General features: G+C 69.9%; 11 protein-coding genes. 4 read left to right on the top strand and 7 right to left on the bottom strand.

Annotation, left to right across the window (positions count from 1 at the left end; all coding sequences use genetic code 11):
* Positions 1–48: 48 nt before the first annotated feature.
* A complete protein-coding gene (locus tag ACWGI8_RS00385) occupies positions 49–3267 on the bottom strand; it encodes a tetratricopeptide repeat protein (RefSeq protein ID WP_453657143.1) in 3219 nt (1072 codons plus the stop codon).
* A gap of 173 nt (positions 3268–3440) precedes the next feature.
* On the opposite strand from ACWGI8_RS00385, the gene ACWGI8_RS00380 reads away from it, so the two are divergent.
* On the top strand, positions 3441–4760 hold the full coding sequence (locus ACWGI8_RS00380) for a recombinase family protein (RefSeq protein WP_453657141.1): 1320 nt from the start codon (positions 3441–3443) through the stop codon (positions 4758–4760).
* Positions 4761–4807: 47 nt separating this feature from the next.
* On the top strand, positions 4808–6883 hold the full coding sequence (locus tag ACWGI8_RS00375) for a thioredoxin domain-containing protein (protein WP_453657139.1): 2076 nt from the start codon (positions 4808–4810) through the stop codon (positions 6881–6883).
* Between the two features lie 8 nt (positions 6884–6891).
* Here ACWGI8_RS00375 and ACWGI8_RS00370 read toward each other — a convergent pair whose 3' ends face one another.
* The 3 genes from ACWGI8_RS00370 to trhA all read right to left on the bottom strand — a co-directional run bounded on the left by ACWGI8_RS00370 (position 6892) and on the right by trhA (position 9866).
* Positions 6892–7515: a TetR/AcrR family transcriptional regulator gene (locus ACWGI8_RS00370; protein WP_453657137.1), complete on the bottom strand. Its 624-nt coding sequence runs from the start codon at positions 7513–7515 to the stop codon at positions 6892–6894.
* 5 nt (positions 7516–7520) lie between these two features.
* The gene (locus ACWGI8_RS00365; protein WP_453657135.1) at positions 7521–9029 is read right to left on the bottom strand and encodes an MFS transporter; all 1509 of its coding nucleotides are present in this window, start codon (positions 9027–9029) and stop codon (positions 7521–7523) included.
* A 159-nt stretch (positions 9030–9188) separates the two neighbouring features.
* The gene (gene trhA / locus ACWGI8_RS00360; RefSeq protein WP_453657133.1) at positions 9189–9866 is read right to left on the bottom strand and encodes a PAQR family membrane homeostasis protein TrhA; all 678 of its coding nucleotides are present in this window, start codon (positions 9864–9866) and stop codon (positions 9189–9191) included.
* A gap of 208 nt (positions 9867–10074) precedes the next feature.
* Here trhA and ACWGI8_RS00355 point away from each other — a divergent pair, with 208 nt between their 5' ends.
* Positions 10075–11898, top strand: coding sequence for a phosphoenolpyruvate carboxykinase (GTP) (locus ACWGI8_RS00355; RefSeq protein ID WP_453657131.1), 1824 nt, complete (start codon positions 10075–10077; stop codon positions 11896–11898).
* A 369-nt stretch (positions 11899–12267) separates the two neighbouring features.
* Here ACWGI8_RS00355 and ACWGI8_RS00350 read toward each other — a convergent pair whose 3' ends face one another.
* On the bottom strand, positions 12268–13179 hold the full coding sequence (locus ACWGI8_RS00350) for a hypothetical protein (protein WP_453657129.1): 912 nt from the start codon (positions 13177–13179) through the stop codon (positions 12268–12270).
* A gap of 317 nt (positions 13180–13496) precedes the next feature.
* Here ACWGI8_RS00350 and ACWGI8_RS00345 point away from each other — a divergent pair, with 317 nt between their 5' ends.
* On the top strand, positions 13497–14612 hold the full coding sequence (locus ACWGI8_RS00345) for a glycosyltransferase (protein WP_453657127.1): 1116 nt from the start codon (positions 13497–13499) through the stop codon (positions 14610–14612).
* A gap of 157 nt (positions 14613–14769) precedes the next feature.
* Here ACWGI8_RS00345 and ACWGI8_RS00340 read toward each other — a convergent pair whose 3' ends face one another.
* Both ACWGI8_RS00340 and ACWGI8_RS00335 read right to left on the bottom strand, forming a co-directional pair.
* Positions 14770–15156, bottom strand: coding sequence for an SCO4983 family protein (locus ACWGI8_RS00340; protein WP_453657157.1), 387 nt, complete (start codon positions 15154–15156; stop codon positions 14770–14772).
* A 100-nt stretch (positions 15157–15256) separates the two neighbouring features.
* Positions 15257–16468 carry a pyridoxal phosphate-dependent aminotransferase gene (locus ACWGI8_RS00335; protein ID WP_453657125.1) on the bottom strand — a complete coding sequence of 404 codons (1212 nt, stop codon included), beginning with the start codon at positions 16466–16468 and terminating at the stop codon, positions 15257–15259.
* Positions 16469–16688 lie beyond the last annotated feature (220 nt).

The raw sequence follows: 16688 nt of genomic DNA, 5'->3' as shown, positions 1-16688 counted from the left end.
TGTCCAGCGTGTGCCCACCAGCCCCGGCGCCGCCCGCGCCCCGGCGGATCACTCCCACGCGGGATCCACGGGTACCCCCATCACCTCCCGTGCGTGCCGGTTCGGCACCATCCCCAGCTGCCACGCCTGCCAGCCGTCCTCCAGGCGGACGCCCCGCTCCAGCACCAGGGCGAAGGCCTCCATGCAGTCCTCCAGCTTGCCGTCGCGCGTCGCGTGGGACTCCTCGCGCAGCCGGGCCAGCTCCTCCTGGGCCACGACCGTGCCGATCTCGACACCGCCCGCCGAGGCGTACGGGAGCAGGGTGCAGCGCAGGAAGCGGGCCCAGTCGCCGCCGCGGCCGTCGCGGTACGAGGCGAAGAGCGCGGCCGCTTCGTCGCAGAGCTCCAGGGCCTGGGCGGGGCGGTTGTTCCCGGCGTCCACGATCGCCAGCTCCAGACAGGTCCAGGCCTCGCCGTGGGCCACACCGATACGGCGGAAGTCGGCGCGGGCGTCGACCAGGAGCTGGCGGGCGAAACCGGAGTTGAGGAGGTTGCCCGTCTGCGCGGCGCGCTGGTCACGGGTGGCGCGGCCCGAGTGGTGGCGGGCGCAGGCGAGCCCGTACACGTCCCGCATCCGGGAGAACATCGTGCGGGCCCGCTCCAGTTCACGCACCGCCTGGTCGCGGTCGCCGCGCTCCTCCAGCGCCTGGCCCAGGTAGTACAGCGTCCACGCCTCGCCGCGCGCGTCCTCGCTGTCCCGGTGCCGGGACAGCGCCTGACGGAGCTGGTCCACCGCGGGTGACGGGTCGCCGTCCACCAGCCGGGCCCGGGCCAGCTGGGTCAGCGCCCACGCCTCGCCGCGGTCGTCCCGGGTGCGGCCGTACAGATCGAGGGCCTCGCGCAGCTCCGACTCGGCGCGCGGCACATCGCCCATGCGCAGGCACACCTGGCCCAGCTGGAAGTGCGTCCAGGCCTCGCCGTGCAGGGACTCGCCCTTGCGGTGCAGCCCGAGCGCGGTGGAGAGCAGCGTGAGCGCCTCCGCGAGATTCGCCCGGTCCCGCTCGACGGCGGCCAGGGCGTGCAGGGTCCACGCCCGGTCCGCCGCGAGCACCTCGGAGGACTGCAGCTCGATCGCCTCGCGCAGCTTCGCCGCGGCCTCCGTGAGATTGCCCTGGTGGTGCAGTGTGATGCCGAGGGAGCACAGGGCACGGGCCGCGCCCGCGTCGTGCTCCGCCTCGCGGTACAGGTCCACCACCGACGACAGGGTCGTACGGGCCTTGTCCAGCTCGCCGAGCTGACGGGCGGCGATGCCGGTGCGCCACTGGACCGAGCGGACCAGCAGGCCCTGGTCGACGGCCTGGGTCAGGTCGTTGATCTCGCCCAGACGGTAGAGATCGCCGCGCAGCAGGCAGTAGTCGCACAGGGCGCCCAGCAGATTCAGCACGGCCTGCTGGTCGACGCCCTCCGCGTGGCGCAGTGCCGCCGTGATGAAGCTCGACTCGTCGTCCAGCCAGCGCAGCGCCGCCTCCAGCGAGGCGAAGCCGTGACCGCCGAACTGATCGGCGCGCGTCGACGTCTTCCCGTCGACGAGCCGGATCACCGAGTCGGCGAGCTCCGCGTACCCGATGATCAGCCGTTCCTGCGCGGCCGTGCGCTCCGCCTGCTGCTCCTCGTCGAGCAGCCGCGCCAGCGCGAAGGCCCGTACGGCATCGTGCAACCGGTACCTCTCACCGCGCACATGGTCCAGCAGCCCCGCCCGGGACAGCGCGGACAGCAGCCGCAGCGCCTCCGGCTCGTCGGTCGCCAGCAGCGCCGCCGCCGCGGCCGCGCCCAGCGACGCCCGCCCCGCGAGCGCCAGCCGGCGCAGCAGCCGGCGCGCCTGCTCCGGCTGGTCCGTGTAGCGCAGCCACAGCGCCCGCTCGACCGGCCCGACCGGGCCGTACGCACCGAGGTCCGCGGCCAGCCGCTCTGGGGTCCTGGACCCCAGCGAGGAGCCCGCGATCCGCAGCGCCAGTGGCAGCCCGCCGCACAACTCCCGTATCCCGTCCGCCGACTGCGAGTCGTACGGTCCTTCCGGCGAATCCTCCCCGGCCGCCGTGAGCAGCTCCTCCGCACCCGCCGCGTCCAGCGCGTCCACCGGCAGCTGGTGCACCCGGGCCGGAATGTCCTCCGGCAGCTCCAGCGGCTCGCGCGCGGTCACCAGCACCAGGCTGTCCGAGCGCTCCGGGACCAGGGTCCGCACCTGCCCGGCGTCGCTCGCGTCGTCCAGGACGACGGTGACCGGCAGCCCGGTCAGATGCTGGTGGTACAGCTCGCTCAGCCGCCGCACCTGCTGCTCCGCGGACGCCCGCTCGCGGAACAACAGCTGCTCGCGGGGCGCGCCCAGCCGGTTCAGCAGGTGCAGCAGCGCGTCCCGGGTGGGCAGCGGCTGCTCGTCGGCGGAACCGCCGCGCAGATCCACCAGGCACGCGCCCCGGAACTGGTCCTTCAGATGGTGCGCGGCCCGCACCGCCAGCGTCGTACGCCCCGACCCCGGCGCGCCGTGCAGCACCACCACCGTCGGCTTCGTCTCCGTCGAGGCACGCGCCGCATGCACCCACTGGGCGATCTGTGCCATTGCCTCCCGTCGGCCCGCGAACGGCCCCACGGGCTCCGGCAGATGCCCGAACGACTGCTCCAGCACACTACGACGGCGCGCCGCCTGGCTGCGGTCCGCGCCGCGCAGCGGCGGCCCCGCCGCGGACTTCTTCGCGGGACGCGCCGTGGAGGCCGTCAGCATCCGCTGCTGGTCCAGGAACGGCCGGATGCCCCGTACCTCCAGCGCCGTCAGCCACTGCAGCCGCAGCTGCTCGGGCCCGCCCGGCTGACCGAGAGCCCCGGCTCTGCGATGCGCCGCCGGCCAGTGCGCCGCGGTCACCTTGGTCACCGTCGCGGCTGCCCCGGCCACCGCGACCACCGCCCCGGCGCCGAGCGCCGTGCCCGTAGCCGTCCCCAACGCCATGTCCGCACCGATCGCCGCGGCCGCCGCAACGGCCGTGACGAGCACCGGAGTCGACACGTTCTGGCGGCTGAACCGCTCGCCCAGCGACAGCTGACCGGCCTCGGCCTCCTCCACCGCGTGGAGATACGCCGCGTACTCCTCGTCCGCACTCGCCGCCAGCTCGTCCAGCGCCGCCCGGCCGCGCGCCAGCAAGGCCGTGGAGTCACTGCGCCCGCCGGAGCGGCGCACCTCCTCCTCGACGGCACGTACCAACAGCCGCTCGGCTTCCGCCCGATGGCTGTCCCGCATGTGGGTCCCCCTCCGAGAGCTTCCGCTTCCGGCGCCAAGTGTCCTGCGTGACGCGCGTCGGCGCGAGGGAGTCCGGCGATCACGTGTCCTGTCCGGTCCTCGCTCGTTTCAGTGGATGTCGGACGTATGGTCGAGAAGAGCGGAGAACGACAGTGGCACGCATATCAGGACCAATGGAAGACAAGCCGATTCCCGTCGCTTCCTACGCGCGTACCTCCGATGACTCCCGAAAGCGGGACGAGCATGGAGTCCGGAACCAGCATCGGATCAACGAACTCACCGCAAGAGCCAACGGTTGCGTCGTTGTGTCGACGTACACGGACAACGGCCGAAGAGCCTCCAAAGCGGGTATCGAACGGCCCGGGTTCGACCGGCTGATCTCCGACCTGAAGAGAGGCAGCATCCTCGACGGCACACCGATGAGTGGCGTCGTCTGTGTGGCGGACGACCGCCTCTACCGGCGGGCGGTGGACTTCGCCAGGTTCCTTGAGGCATTCGTATGCCGACCTGGGCGGGTCTACGTCGATCAGGACGGAAGGCGCGACCCGTATACGAGGGAGGGGCTGCTGCGAGCCGTGCGCTCGCTGGAGGCCGCGACCGCCGAAACAGAAATCAGAAAGAGGCGCGTGCGTAACTGGCACTGGTCGCGAGCCATGGACGGGCTCCCCCACAGTGGACCCCGACCGTTCGGCTGGCAGGACGACAGGGCCACGCTTCATCCCGTGGAAGCGGCACTGGTGCGCAAGGCGATCGAGGACCGTATCGGGGGCAGGTCGGTCCACGCCATCGCGCGCGAGTGGGAGAGGCTGGGTGTCAGAGGAACACGCGGCGGCAGCCCCAACCCGCAAACCGTCACCCAGATCATGACGGCACCCCGGGTGTGTGGCTATCGGGCCAATCGTGGTGAGCTCCTGGTCGACCCTGACACCGGACGCCCCGTGATGGGGCAGTGGGCAGTCATCGTGACCCCCGGGCAATGGCAGGCGGTGTGCGCCACGTTCGCGGCAGGCAGCCTGTACATGCACCGAGGAAGCGGGGCGCCGAGGCTCACCGGCGAGAAGGCCGGCCCCCGTTGTCCGGCGAGTGGGTTCCTGCACTGCGGTGCGGAGATCGAGCCCGGGGTGGTGTGTGATCGCAAAATGGGCGCCTCCAAGAGCAGCCGGAGCCGGAGAAGCCCGTACAACTACATCTGCAACGGATCTGCGGGGCGGGGGTGCGGGCGATGCGCGATCAGCGGCCCGCTCGTGGAGGAAGCCATCGAGAGACTCTTGTTCTCCGACGGGCAAAGGCTGGTGCGGCTGCCGGATTCGATCCGCGACCGCTGGATGTCGGGCGCGATGGAGTTCGACGAGCGGCGAAGGGTGGTTGCTTCGGTTTTCAGGTGCTTCGTGGTTCGACCAGGAGTCAAGGGGAACCATGGCTGGGATTACTCGCGCGTGGCCCCGGTATGGAAATGGGCGGACCGTTCGGCAGTCCCCGCGCCCGCTGCCTGATGGCTGCGTCGCGGGGCTGATCGGGGGCCGTGGGGCAGGATGGAGGTATGCCAAACCGCCTGGCTCATGAGACGTCCCCGTACCTCCTCCAGCACGCCGACAATCCGGTCGACTGGTGGCCTTGGTCTGCCGAGGCCTTCGGGGAGGCACGCAAGCGTGGGGTACCAGTGCTGCTCAGCGTTGGATACAGCAGTTGCCATTGGTGTCATGTGTTCAGCTTCGAAAGTTTCGAAGATGAACAAACGGCTGCCTACATGAACGAGCACTTCCTCAACATCAAGGTAGACCGTGAAGAGCGCCCCGACGTCGACGCCGTCTACATGGAGGCCGTGCAGGCCGCCACCGGGCAGGGCGGCTGGCCCATGACCGTGTTCCTGACGCCGGACGCCGAGCCGTTCTACTTCGGTACGTACTTCCCGCCGGCCCCCCGCCACGGTATGCCGTCCTTCCGGCAGGTCCTGGAAGGCGTCACCGGCGCCTGGACCGGGCGGCGCGAAGAGGTCGCGGAGGTCGCCGGGAAGGTCGTCCGGGATCTGGCGGGGCGGTCGCTCGCGTACGGGGGGCAGGGGCAGCCGGGCGAGGAGGAGCTCGCGCAGGCGCTGCTCGGGCTGACCAGGGAGTACGACCCGATGCACGGCGGATTCGGCGGGGCGCCGAAGTTCCCGCCGTCGATGGCCCTCGAATTCCTGCTGCGGCACTGGGCCAGGACCGGTGCCGAGGGTGCGCTGCAGATGGTCGCGGACACCTGTGAGGCGATGGCCAGGGGCGGGATCTACGACCAGCTCGGCGGCGGGTTCGCGCGGTACTCCGTGGACCGTGAGTGGGTGGTGCCCCACTTCGAGAAGATGCTCTACGACAACGCGCTGCTGTGCCGGGTGTACGCGCATCTGTGGCGAGCCACCGGCAGTGATCTGGCCCGGCGGGTCGCGCTGGAGACCGCCGACTTCATGGTGCGGGAGCTGCGGACACCGGAGGGCGGTTTCGCGTCCGCGCTGGACGCGGACAGTGCCGTCGAAGACGGATGGGGGCACCCCCAGGCCGAAGGCTCTGGGGGAGGCACCGGGAAGCATGTGGAGGGGGCCTACTACGTCTGGACGCCCGGGCAACTGGCAGAGGTGTTGGGCGAGCAGGACGCGGAGTTCGCGGTCCGGTACTTCGGGGTGACCGAGGAGGGGACGTTCGAGGAGGGGGCCTCGGTACTCCAGCTGCCGCAGGACGCCGGTGTGGCCGATGCCGCACAGGTCGAGTCCGTCAGGGCGCGGCTGCTCGCCGCGCGCGAGGAGCGGGCGCGGCCCGGGCGTGACGACAAGATCGTCGCCGCCTGGAACGGGCTGGCGATCGCCGCACTCGCCGAGGTGGGCGGGTACTTCGACCGGCCGGATCTGGTCGAGCGGGCGACGGAGGCCGCCGATCTGCTGGTACGGCTGCACATGGACGACGGTGCGCGGCTGTGCCGTACCTCCAAGGACGGGCAGGCCGGGGCGAACGCCGGGGTGCTGGAGGACTACGCGGATGTCGCGGAGGGCTTCCTGGCGCTGGCGTCGGTGAGCGGCGAGGGCGCGTGGCTGGAGTTCGCCGGTTTCCTGCTGGACATCGTCCTGGATCAGTTCACCGGCCCCGAAGGGCAGTTGTACGACACCGCCCATGATGCGGAGCAGCTGATCAGGCGGCCCCAGGACCCCACCGACAACGCCACCCCCTCCGGCTGGACCGCCGCCGCCGGCGCCCTGGTCTCGTACGCCGCGCACACGGGTTCCGAGGCTCATCGGACCGCTGCCGAGCAGGCGTTGGGCGTGGTGAAGGCGCTCGGTCCGCGTGCGCCCAGGTTCATCGGGTGGGGGCTTGCGGTCGCCGAGGCGCTGCTCGACGGACCGCGGGAGGTCGCGGTCGTCGGGCCGCAGGGTGACCCGGGCGCGCGCGAGCTGCACCGGGCGGCGCTGCTGGGGACGGCGCCCGGCTCGGTGGTCGCCGCCGGGGAGCCGGACGGCGGGGAGTTTCCGCTGCTCGCGGACCGTCCGCTGGTCGACGGGCAGCCCGCCGCGTATGTCTGCCGGCGCTTCGTCTGCGCTGCTCCGGTCACCGAAGTGGAAGCCCTGAGGCGGGAGTTGACGCCGGATATGTAAGGGAGACCTCAGAGGGTCAGGCCGTCCTTGAGCGTGTCCAGAGCGCGGTTGAGGAGCGCGACCAGATCACCTCGCTGGTCGTGCTCCGCCCAGTAGATCGTCACCTCGCGCAGGGCGCCCATCACGGCGGCGGTGAAGACCCGTACTTCCAGGTCGTCCGCCTCCCGCCCGGTGCGCTCGGCGAGGGCGCGCGACAGCAGGAGGGAGGTCTCGGCCATGGTCTCGGTCATCCGGGCCCGGACGGCCGGGACCTCCACCAGCAGCCTCGTGCGCTGGTACATCTCGTCGGGGTCGCTCTCCTGGATGGCCCGGACGGCGTGCGTGATGATGAACCGCAGCGACTCCAGGGGCGGCTCGTCGGCCGGCCGCCCCCGCAGCGCCTGCTCCATGATCGGGTCGTACTCGTCGGTGAGGACGATGTCTTCCTTGGTGGGGAAGTAGCGGAAGACGGTGGAGGGGGAGACCTCGGCCGCCGCCGCGATCTGCTCGATCGTGGTCGCCTCGTAGCCCTGCTCGGCGATCAGCCGGTACGTGGCCCGGCGGATCGCGATGCGGGTCTTGAGTTTCTTGCGCTCGCGCAGCCCCATCGGGGGCTGGTGCTCTTCGAGCGGCGTACGTGCGGAGGCGGCCATGGTCGTCATTGTCGGGCATCCGCTGTGGCCTCGGCCATGTCCGGGGCCGCCGCCTGCACGGGCCGGGCCTTCGGCAGCAGAACGGCCGCGAGCAGCGCGGTGACCAGCGCCGCGACGGCGCAGACCAGCAGGACCACGCACATGCCGTGGAGGTACGCGGCATCGGCCGAGGCCGCGAGGGCCGGATCGCCGAACAGATGGGCGGCCACCACGGAGTCGCCCGCGGCTTCCGGCGCCCCGGACGGCAGCCGGTTCGCGTACACGCTCGCCAGCAGCGAGCCGAGCAGCGCGATCCCGGTGGCGCTGCCCACCTGCCGTACGGTCATGAGCAGCCCGGACCCGCTGCCCGCCCGGTCCGGCGGCAGGGTGTCGATCGCGGCCGTCATCGCGGGCACCATCGAGAAGCCGAAGCCGAGCCCGGCGACGGAGAGCCACAGCGCGGTGAATCCGTACCCGCTGTCCACCGTTGTGCCGCTGCCGAGGAACCCGGCGAACGCCAGCACCACCAGACCGGCGACGATCACGCCGCGCGCCCCGAACCGCGCCACCGCGGGCCCGCTGCCCTTGGCCGCGACCATGAGCCCGCCCATCATCGGCAGCATGCGCAGGCCCGTCCCGAAGGCGTCGTGACCGAGCACCGCCTGCAGGTACTGCGGCAGCACGAACATCAGCCCGGACAGGACGAACATCACCAGAGTCGCGGCCAGCGTGTTGAGCAGGAACGGCCGGTGGGCCAGCAGCTCCATGTCGAGCATGGGGCGGGCGGAGCGCCGCTCCCGTACGACCAGGGCGGCGATCAGCACGGCTCCCGCGGCGAGCATCGCGAGGATCAGAGGGTCGCTCCAGCCACGCTCCGGCGCCTCGATGATCCCGTAGATGAACGCGCCGAGACCGGTCGCGGTCAGCGCGGTGGAGACGGTGTCGACCCGCGGCGCCGCCGGGTCGCGCGTCTCGGGCAGCAGGAACATGCACGCGGCGATCCCGATCGCGACCATCGGGATGTTGATCACGAAGACCGAGCCCCACCAGAAGTGGTCGAGCAGCCAGCCGCCGACGATCGGTCCGAGCGGCAGTCCGAGCGCGGAGGCGGCGGTGACGACGCCGACGGCCTTCTGGCGCTCCTCGCCGGCGAAGAGCGACGGTACGACGGCCATGCCGAGCGGCATGACGAACGCGGCGCCGATGCCCATGACCGAGCGGGCGGCGATCACTGCCGCGACGTCGTCGGCGAACGCGCCGACGAGCGAGCCGGCGAGGAAGACACCGAGTCCGGTGACGAGCATCCGGCGGCGGCCGAAGCGGTCGCCGAGCAGTCCGGCGGGGAGCATCAGCGCGGCGAAGACGACCACGTACGCGTCGGCCGTCCACTGCTGCTCGCCGGTCGTGGCACCGAGCTGCCCGGCCATGGTCGGCAGCGCCACGTTCAGGATCGTCATGTCGAAGCCGAGCACGAGCAACGACGCGACCATCGCGCCGAGCGCCCACCACCGGCGGGGGTTCCGGGCCACATCCATGGGCCACCTCCGTAGGAGTCAGTGTCAAATGACAGTAACTCTCAAAAGGTGGCGGACGTCAATATGCCGAAAGGCCCGTGGCGGCTGCCACGGGCCTTTCGGTGCGAAGTGAGAGGTGAGAGGTGAGGGGTGGGGGTAGGTGCGGGTTACGCGTACGCGCTATGCGTGCTGGTAGGCGACCAGGGAGATGCCTACGTAGTGGACGACGAATGCCGCCAGCGTGAGGGAGTGGAAGACCTCGTGGAACCCGAACCAGTGCGGTGACGGGTTCGGCCGCTTCATTCCGTAGATCACGCCGCCCGCGCTGTAGAGCAGCCCGCCGATGACCACGAGGACGAGCACCGCGATGCCGCCCTCACGCATGAAGTCGGGCAGGAAGAAGACCGCCGCCCAGCCCATCGCTATGTAGCACGGGGTGTAGAGCCAGCGTGGGGCGCCGACCCAGAACACCCGGAACGCTATCCCCGCAACCGCAGCCGCCCACACGGCCCACAACAGCACTCGCCCGGTGGAGTCCGGAAGGAGTAGCAGTGTCAGCGGGGTATAGGTACCGGCGATGATCAGAAAAATGTTCGCGTGGTCGAGCCGGCGGAGGACGGCTGTCGCGCGCGGGCCCCAGTCGCCCCGGTGATACAGCGCGCTCACACCGAAGAGTGCGCAGGCGGTGAGCACATAGATGCCGCAGGCAATGCGGCCTCGTGTCGAATCGGCGAGCGCGGTGAGAACGACGCCCGCGATGAGCACGGCGGGGAACATCCCCGCATGCAGCCACCCCCGCAGCCTCGGCTTCACCGGCGGTGGATCTGTCTCGGTCGCGTCGGTTGCGGCTGCTGTCATGGCGGCATGCTACCTACGCCTCCGTAGGTCTCGGGCATGAGTGTTAATGCTCACGTGAGGGGCCCTCTGGACATATGCGCAGAGTCCACCGATGATCAGATGAGTGCGGTCGGCACCGGATGAGCGCCAGAGAGACAGATGCAGTGAAGCATCCGGGTCGCAGCCCCCACGGGGCAACAACCTTCATACCCCTCACTTAGGAGCGATCGTGGCGCGCGACATCGCGGCTCCCAGCACCGTCCCCACCAATCACCAGGAACTGATCGCCTGGGTCGACGAGATCGCAGCTCTGACGCAGCCGGACAGGGTCGTCTGGTGCGATGGTTCCGAGGCCGAGTACGAGCGCCTGTGTGAGGAGCTCGTCGCCAAGGGAACGTTCAAGAAGCTGGACCCGATCAAGCGCCCGAACTCGTACTACGCCGCCTCCGACCCGACCGATGTCGCCCGGGTCGAGGACCGCACCTTCATCTGCTCCGAGAAGGAGGCGGACGCGGGCCCGACCAACCACTGGAAGGCCCCGGCCGAGATGAAGGCCATCTTCGCCGGCGAGGAGGGCATCTTCCGCGGCTCGATGCGCGGCCGGACGATGTACGTCGTCCCGTTCTGCATGGGCCCGCTGGGCTCGGACCTCTCCGCGATCGGCGTCGAGATCACCGACTCCGCGTACGTCGCCGTCTCCATGCGCACCATGACCCGTATGGGCCGGCCCGTCCTCGAGGAGCTCGGCTCCGACGGCTTCTTCGTGAAAGCCGTCCACACGCTGGGCGCGCCCCTCGCCGAGGGCGAGCAGGACGTGCCGTGGCCGTGCAACTCCACGAAGTACATCTCGCACTTCCCGGAGACCCGCGAGATCTGGTCGTACGGCTCCGGCTACGGCGGCAACGCGCTGCTCGGCAAGAAGTGCTACGCCCTGCGCATCGCCTCCGTCATGGCCCGCGACGAGGGCTGGCTCGCCGAGCACATGCTCATCCTCAAGCTGACCCCGCCGCAGGGCGAGTCGAAGTACGTCGCCGCCGCGTTCCCCTCCGCCTGTGGCAAGACCAACCTCGCCATGCTGGAGCCCACGATCTCCGGCTGGACCGTGGAGACCATCGGCGACGACATCGCCTGGATGCGCTTCGGCGAGGACGGCCGGCTGTACGCGATCAACCCGGAGGCGGGCTTCTTCGGTGTCGCGCCCGGCACCGGCGAGCACACCAACGCCAACGCCATGAAGACGATGTGGGGCAACTCCGTCTTCACCAACGTCGCACTGACCGACGACGGCGACGTGTGGTGGGAGGGCATGACCGAGGAACTGCCCAAGCACCTCACCGACTGGAAGGGCAACGACTGGACGCCGGAGTCCGGGACCCCGGCCGCCCACCCCAACGCCCGCTTCACCGTCCCGGCCGGGCAGTGCCCGATCATCGCCCCCGAGTGGGAGGACCCGAAGGGCGTGCCGATCTCGGCGATCCTCTTCGGCGGCCGCCGCGCCACCGCCGTCCCGCTGGTGACCGAGTCCTTCGACTGGCAGCACGGCGTCTTCCTCGGTGCGAACGTCGCCTCCGAGAAGACCGCCGCGGCCGAGGGCAAGGTCGGCGAGCTGCGCCGCGACCCGTTCGCGATGCTGCCGTTCTGCGGCTACAACATGGGCGACTACATGGCCCACTGGCTCAAGGTCGGCAAGAACGCCGACCAGTCCAAGCTGCCGAAGATCTACTACGTGAACTGGTTCCGCAAGAACGACGCGGGCAAGTTCGTCTGGCCCGGCTTCGGTGAGAACGGCCGCGTCCTGAAGTGGATCGTGGAGCGCCTGGACGGCAAGGCCGAGGGCGTCGAGACCCCGATCGGCATCCTGCCGACGCGCGACGCGCTCGACACGGACGGCCTCGAACTGGCCGACGAGGACCTCGACTTCCTGCTCAAGGTCGACACGGACGTCTGGCGCGAGGAGGCCGCGCTGGTCCCCGAGCACCTCAACACCTTCGGCGACCACACCCCGAAGGAGCTGTGGGACGAGTACCGCGCGCTGGTGGCCCGCCTGGGCTGAGCCCGCATCCCGCTCGTGGCCGGGGCCCGCACCGTACAACGGCGTACGGAGCGGGCCCCGGCCCTTTTTGCCATACACCTGCTCCGGGCACTTCTCTCTGTGCACCTTTCTCTCCGCACCCTGGTCATGCTCGTCGCGCATCTAGTCATGTGCATGAACTCTGGCCCCGTTCCTGCGGATCATGGCGCTCGCCCACCAGAAGGGCCTTCTGTCCGGCTCGGAGGTGCGGCGTAGGCCGGCCGGAGTTTCGCCGGCGCAAACACGTGTGCCGTGCCCGGCTAAGAACCGGGCACGGCACACATCAGGTAGTCAAGGTTCCGGCCGGGTCAGCCCCACTGGAACCCTGCCCCACCTTCGAGCCTCTGGGGCCTACGGGATGAAATCGTCGGCGACGAAAGGACCGCAGGCGAGGCCGCTCGGATTGGCCGGACTGTAGACCACTGGGTTGCACACCGCGAAGTGGGCATCGCCATCCGTCTCCAGCGCCTTGATGATGACCCTGTCGTTGCGGATGTCGTTGACGGTCTCCCGGACGGGGGTCGCCGGGTCGTCCAGGTCCAGCTCGGCCGTCCTCACCTCCTCATAGGTCACGGCGACGGTGCAGGTGAGTGGCGGCGTGGTGTTGACCGGTGTGCTGTTGCCGATATCGACGGGGGTCGGCGGAGTGTCTCGGTTGGCGTACACCTGCCCCTGGAAGAGAAGGGCGTTGTACTCGTGCTCCCCGTACGTCCCGATCGTGCCCAGGTGCCCGTCCTCGATGACGGCGTCCCACTCGATGCACGGCCCGGTGGCTCCGGTGTCACCGGTGGCTCCGGTGTCGCCCGTGGCTCCGGTGTCGCCGGTGGCACCCGTGTCGCCCGTGGCTCCGGTGTCGCCCGTGGCTCCGGTGTCGCCCGTGGCTCCGGTGTCACCGGTGGCTCCGGTGTCACCGGTGGCACCCGTGGCGCCGGTCGCGCCGGTCTTGCCGACCTTGCCCTTGTCCTTGTCCTTGCACCTGTCGTCGCGGTTCAGGAAGGCGTAGGGACCATCCTCGTCGTAGCACTGGTCGGCCAGTACTGACGCGCCTTTCATGTCGGCGTACGTACCAGGGGTGGGCGCAGTTGCCAGCGCGGGGCTGCTGAGGCCCAGCACGATGAGCGCCACCGACGTCATCGCGCCTCCGACGACCCATCTACGTCCCTGCGGCAGCGGGCCGAGCCCAAGGACAGTCCTGTTTTCAGGACTCATGTAGTTCCCTGCTTTCTTGAGTTCGAGCTGTTCGTGCGTGAGCTGGGTAGTCACAGGCCGTCCTCCGGAACATGGCTGTCGTGCCTGCGTTGCCCGCGGGGCCGTCCCGGGCCTGACGGGGTGGCCGGGACGTCCCGCTTCGCCGCCTTTTGTCCGAAAGCGCCTGCGGTGTGCCGTTGGCCATGATTCGGTCGTGACTTCGGCGTTCGTCAGCAGGCGCGCCGAACGATCAACACATTGGCGGCGCAAGGGGCGCCCGAAGGGGCTAGGCATCGGCGTGCCGGACCGGTTCCGTGCCGGCCGGCCCCTAGCGTCGCGCGCACACTTACGCGGGGATCGGTGATGACGTGAAGCCGTCTATTTGCCTTTGCATGATCGTGAAGAACGAGTCCGGCGTCATCGAACGCTGTCTCGCATCGGTCCGTGACCTCATCACCACCTGGGTGATCTCCGATACGGGGTCCACGGACGGGACGCAGGAACTGATCCGCAAGACACTCAGGGGCATCCCCGGTGAGCTCCACGAGGAGCCGTGGGTCAACTTCGGTCACAACCGGAGCCTGAACATCAGTCACGCGCGCGGTAAGGCCGACTATCTGCTCCTGGTCGACGCCGACCTGGAGATCCGGCAGGACGGCCCCCTCCCGCCGCTCACCGCCGCCTCCTACATGCTGCGGCACGAAGGCAACCTGGAGTACCGCATCAAGCGGCTGGTCAGGGGTGACCTCGCCTGGCGCTACGAAGGTGTCACGCACGAGTACCTCACCACCGACGAACCGGCCGATCAGGCGAACCTCGACGCCCTGGTCATCGTGGACCACGCCGACGGAGGATCGCGTCACGACAAGTTCGAGCGTGACGCACGCCTGCTGAGCGCCGAACTCGAGCGGGACCCCGACAACCCCCGCACCGTCTTCTACCTGGCCCAGACCATGCGTGACATGGGCCGGGCCGAAGAGGCCATCCCCCTCTACGAGCGCCGCGCGAAGATGGGTGCCTGGCCCGAAGAGGTCTACTACGCACAGCTCCAGGCCGGAATCCTCAAGGCCGAAACGGGCGACTGGCCGGGCGGCATGGATGCGCTCGTGCAGGCCTGGGAGATGCGGCCCCAACGCCTCGAAGCCTGCTACGAGTTGGCCTCACGGCTGCGTGTCATGCGCCGTTACCGGGCCGCGTATGCCTTCGTCTGCGCCGGACTCAACCGGCCCGCTCCGAACGATCTGCTGTTCGTCAGCCCCTGGGTGTACCGCTGGGGAATGTTGTTCGAGTTCTCGATCATCGCGTACTGGGTGGGGGACTGGCCGGGCTCCTACCAGGCATGCGATCGGCTCCTGGCCATGCCTGATCTCCCCGAGGCCCGTCGCGAACAGACGCTTGCCAACCGCGAGTACGCCGCCAAGCGTCTCTCCGCGGTCCTCAGTCCGCCTTCCGCGGCATCGGGAGGGCGCAAGCGGGCGAAGTCCTCAGCGGCGAAGTCCAAGCGATAGGGCCGAGCACGACATCCTGAAGGCCGAGGGGAGCCGCGCCGGTTGCCGCGGCTCCGGCCCGTCCCCGCCACGTACCCGCCTGCGGGTCCGTCGGCGGTGCCGTTCCTCGATGGTGGCACCCGGTCCGCGCGCCTCCGCGGCCCGCGGACCGGGGCCGTCAGGGGGCGCCGACGAGCTGCGTGTCGCGCAGAGCGGCGGTGTGTGCGTCCATGCGCTCGGCCGCGAGGATCGCCGCGGCGGTGTCGGCGCGCGAGGCGGCGACGACCAGGGCGCGTCCGGCGAGGGCGAGGGCGCGGTGGTGGAGGGCGGCCGGGTCCGCGCCGCTCAGTCCGGCGTGGCGCGCGGCCGGGGCGCCGCGCAGCCGGGCGACCTGCTCGGCGATGCGGTCGGCCTCGGCGGCGAGCCCGAGTTCGTCGGTGACGGCGAGGAGTGCGGCGAGATGGCCGGCGAGCTGTATGTCCAGCTCCTCCTCGCGGGTGCGGTGAGGGAAGTCGGTCTCGCCGGCCATCGAGTGCACCGACTTCGAGCGGATCGGCTCGTACATGGGGATGGCCTCCTGCAGTAGCTCTGCGGCCATCCTAGCTTAGATTCCGTCTAAAGTTGAGTGGAGTCCGAAGATCCCGGGGATACCGGGATCGCCCGGGTCACGGCTGGCCGTATCCGTCCAGGAAGTTCCCGATCCGCGTCACCGCGTCCGCCAGGTCCTTCGCGTTCGGCAGCGTGACGATCCGGAAGTGGTCCGGCTCGCGCCAGTTGAAGCCGGTCCCGTGCACGACCATGATCTTCTCGGCCCGCAGCAGGTCCAGCACCATCTGGCGGTCGTCCTTGATCTTGTAGACGTTCGGGTCGAGCCGCGGGAAGAGGTACAGCGCCCCCTTCGGCTTCACACACGTCACGCCCGGGATCTGGGTCAGCAGGTCGTACGCCACGTCCCGCTGCTCCAGCAGCCGCCCGCCCGGCAGCACCAGATCCTCGATCGACTGCCGCCCCTGGAGCGCGGCGGCCACGGCGTGCTGCGCCGGCATGTTCGCGCACAGGCGCATGTTCGCCAGGATCGTCAGGCCCTCGATGTACGAGGCCGCGTGCGCCTTCGGGCCGCAGACCGCGAGCCAGCCGCTGCGGTAGCCGGCCACCCGGTAGTTCTTGGACATCCCGTTGAAGGTCAGCACCAGCAGATCGGGCGCGATCGAGGCGGTCGGGGTGTGCGTGGCCCCGTCGTAGAGGATCTTGTCGTAGATCTCGTCGGAGCAGATGACCAGCTGGTGGCGGCGGGCGATCTCCGTCAGCCCGCGCAGCATCTCGTCGTCGTAGACCGCACCCGTCGGATTGTTCGGGTTGATGATCACGATCGCCTTCGTCCGATCGGTGATCTTCCGCTCGATGTCCGCGAGGTCCGGCATCCAGTCGGCCTGCTCGTCGCACCGGTAGTGCACGGCGGTCCCGCCGGCGAGCGAGACGGAGGCGGTCCACAGCGGATAGTCCGGCGCCGGTACGAGCACTTCGTCACCGTCGTCGAGCAGCGCCTGCATCGACATCTGGATCAGCTCGGAGACGCCGTTGCCGAGGTAGATGTCCTCGACCGACAGGGGGATGCCCTTGGTCTCGTAGTGGCTCATGACCGCGCGCCGCGCGCTGAGCAGGCCCTTCGCGTCCCCGTAACCGTGCGCGTCGCCGACGTTCCGAAGAATGTCCTCGAGGATCGCCGGCGGGCACTCGAACCCGAAGGCGGCGGGGTTTCCGGTGTTCAGTTTGAGGATGCGGTGACCTGCTGCCTCCAGCCGCATTGCCTCCTCGAGCACCGGGCCCCGGATCTCGTAACAGACGTTGGCGAGCTTGGTCGACTGGATCACCTGCATGACGCGAGCTTACGGGGGTGCCGGGCGAGACGCTCAGTGTTTTGTGCCACGTCGGGGGCTTCGGGGCTTGGGCCGGTTGGCCGCACTGTGGTGGCACGGTGGCCGACCGTGACCGTGGATGAAGGTGAGTGCAACTCTCGTTCGCGCCGCGGTACACCGCCGCGGCCTGCCGGAAAGAGGTAGTCGATGGTGGGCAATCCGTTCTCTGACCGGGCGATAC

The sequence above is a fragment of the Streptomyces sp. NPDC054841 genome (assembly GCF_053611045.1).
Note: the sequence above shows the minus strand (reverse complement) of the source record. Positions and strands in the feature narration are given on the sequence as shown.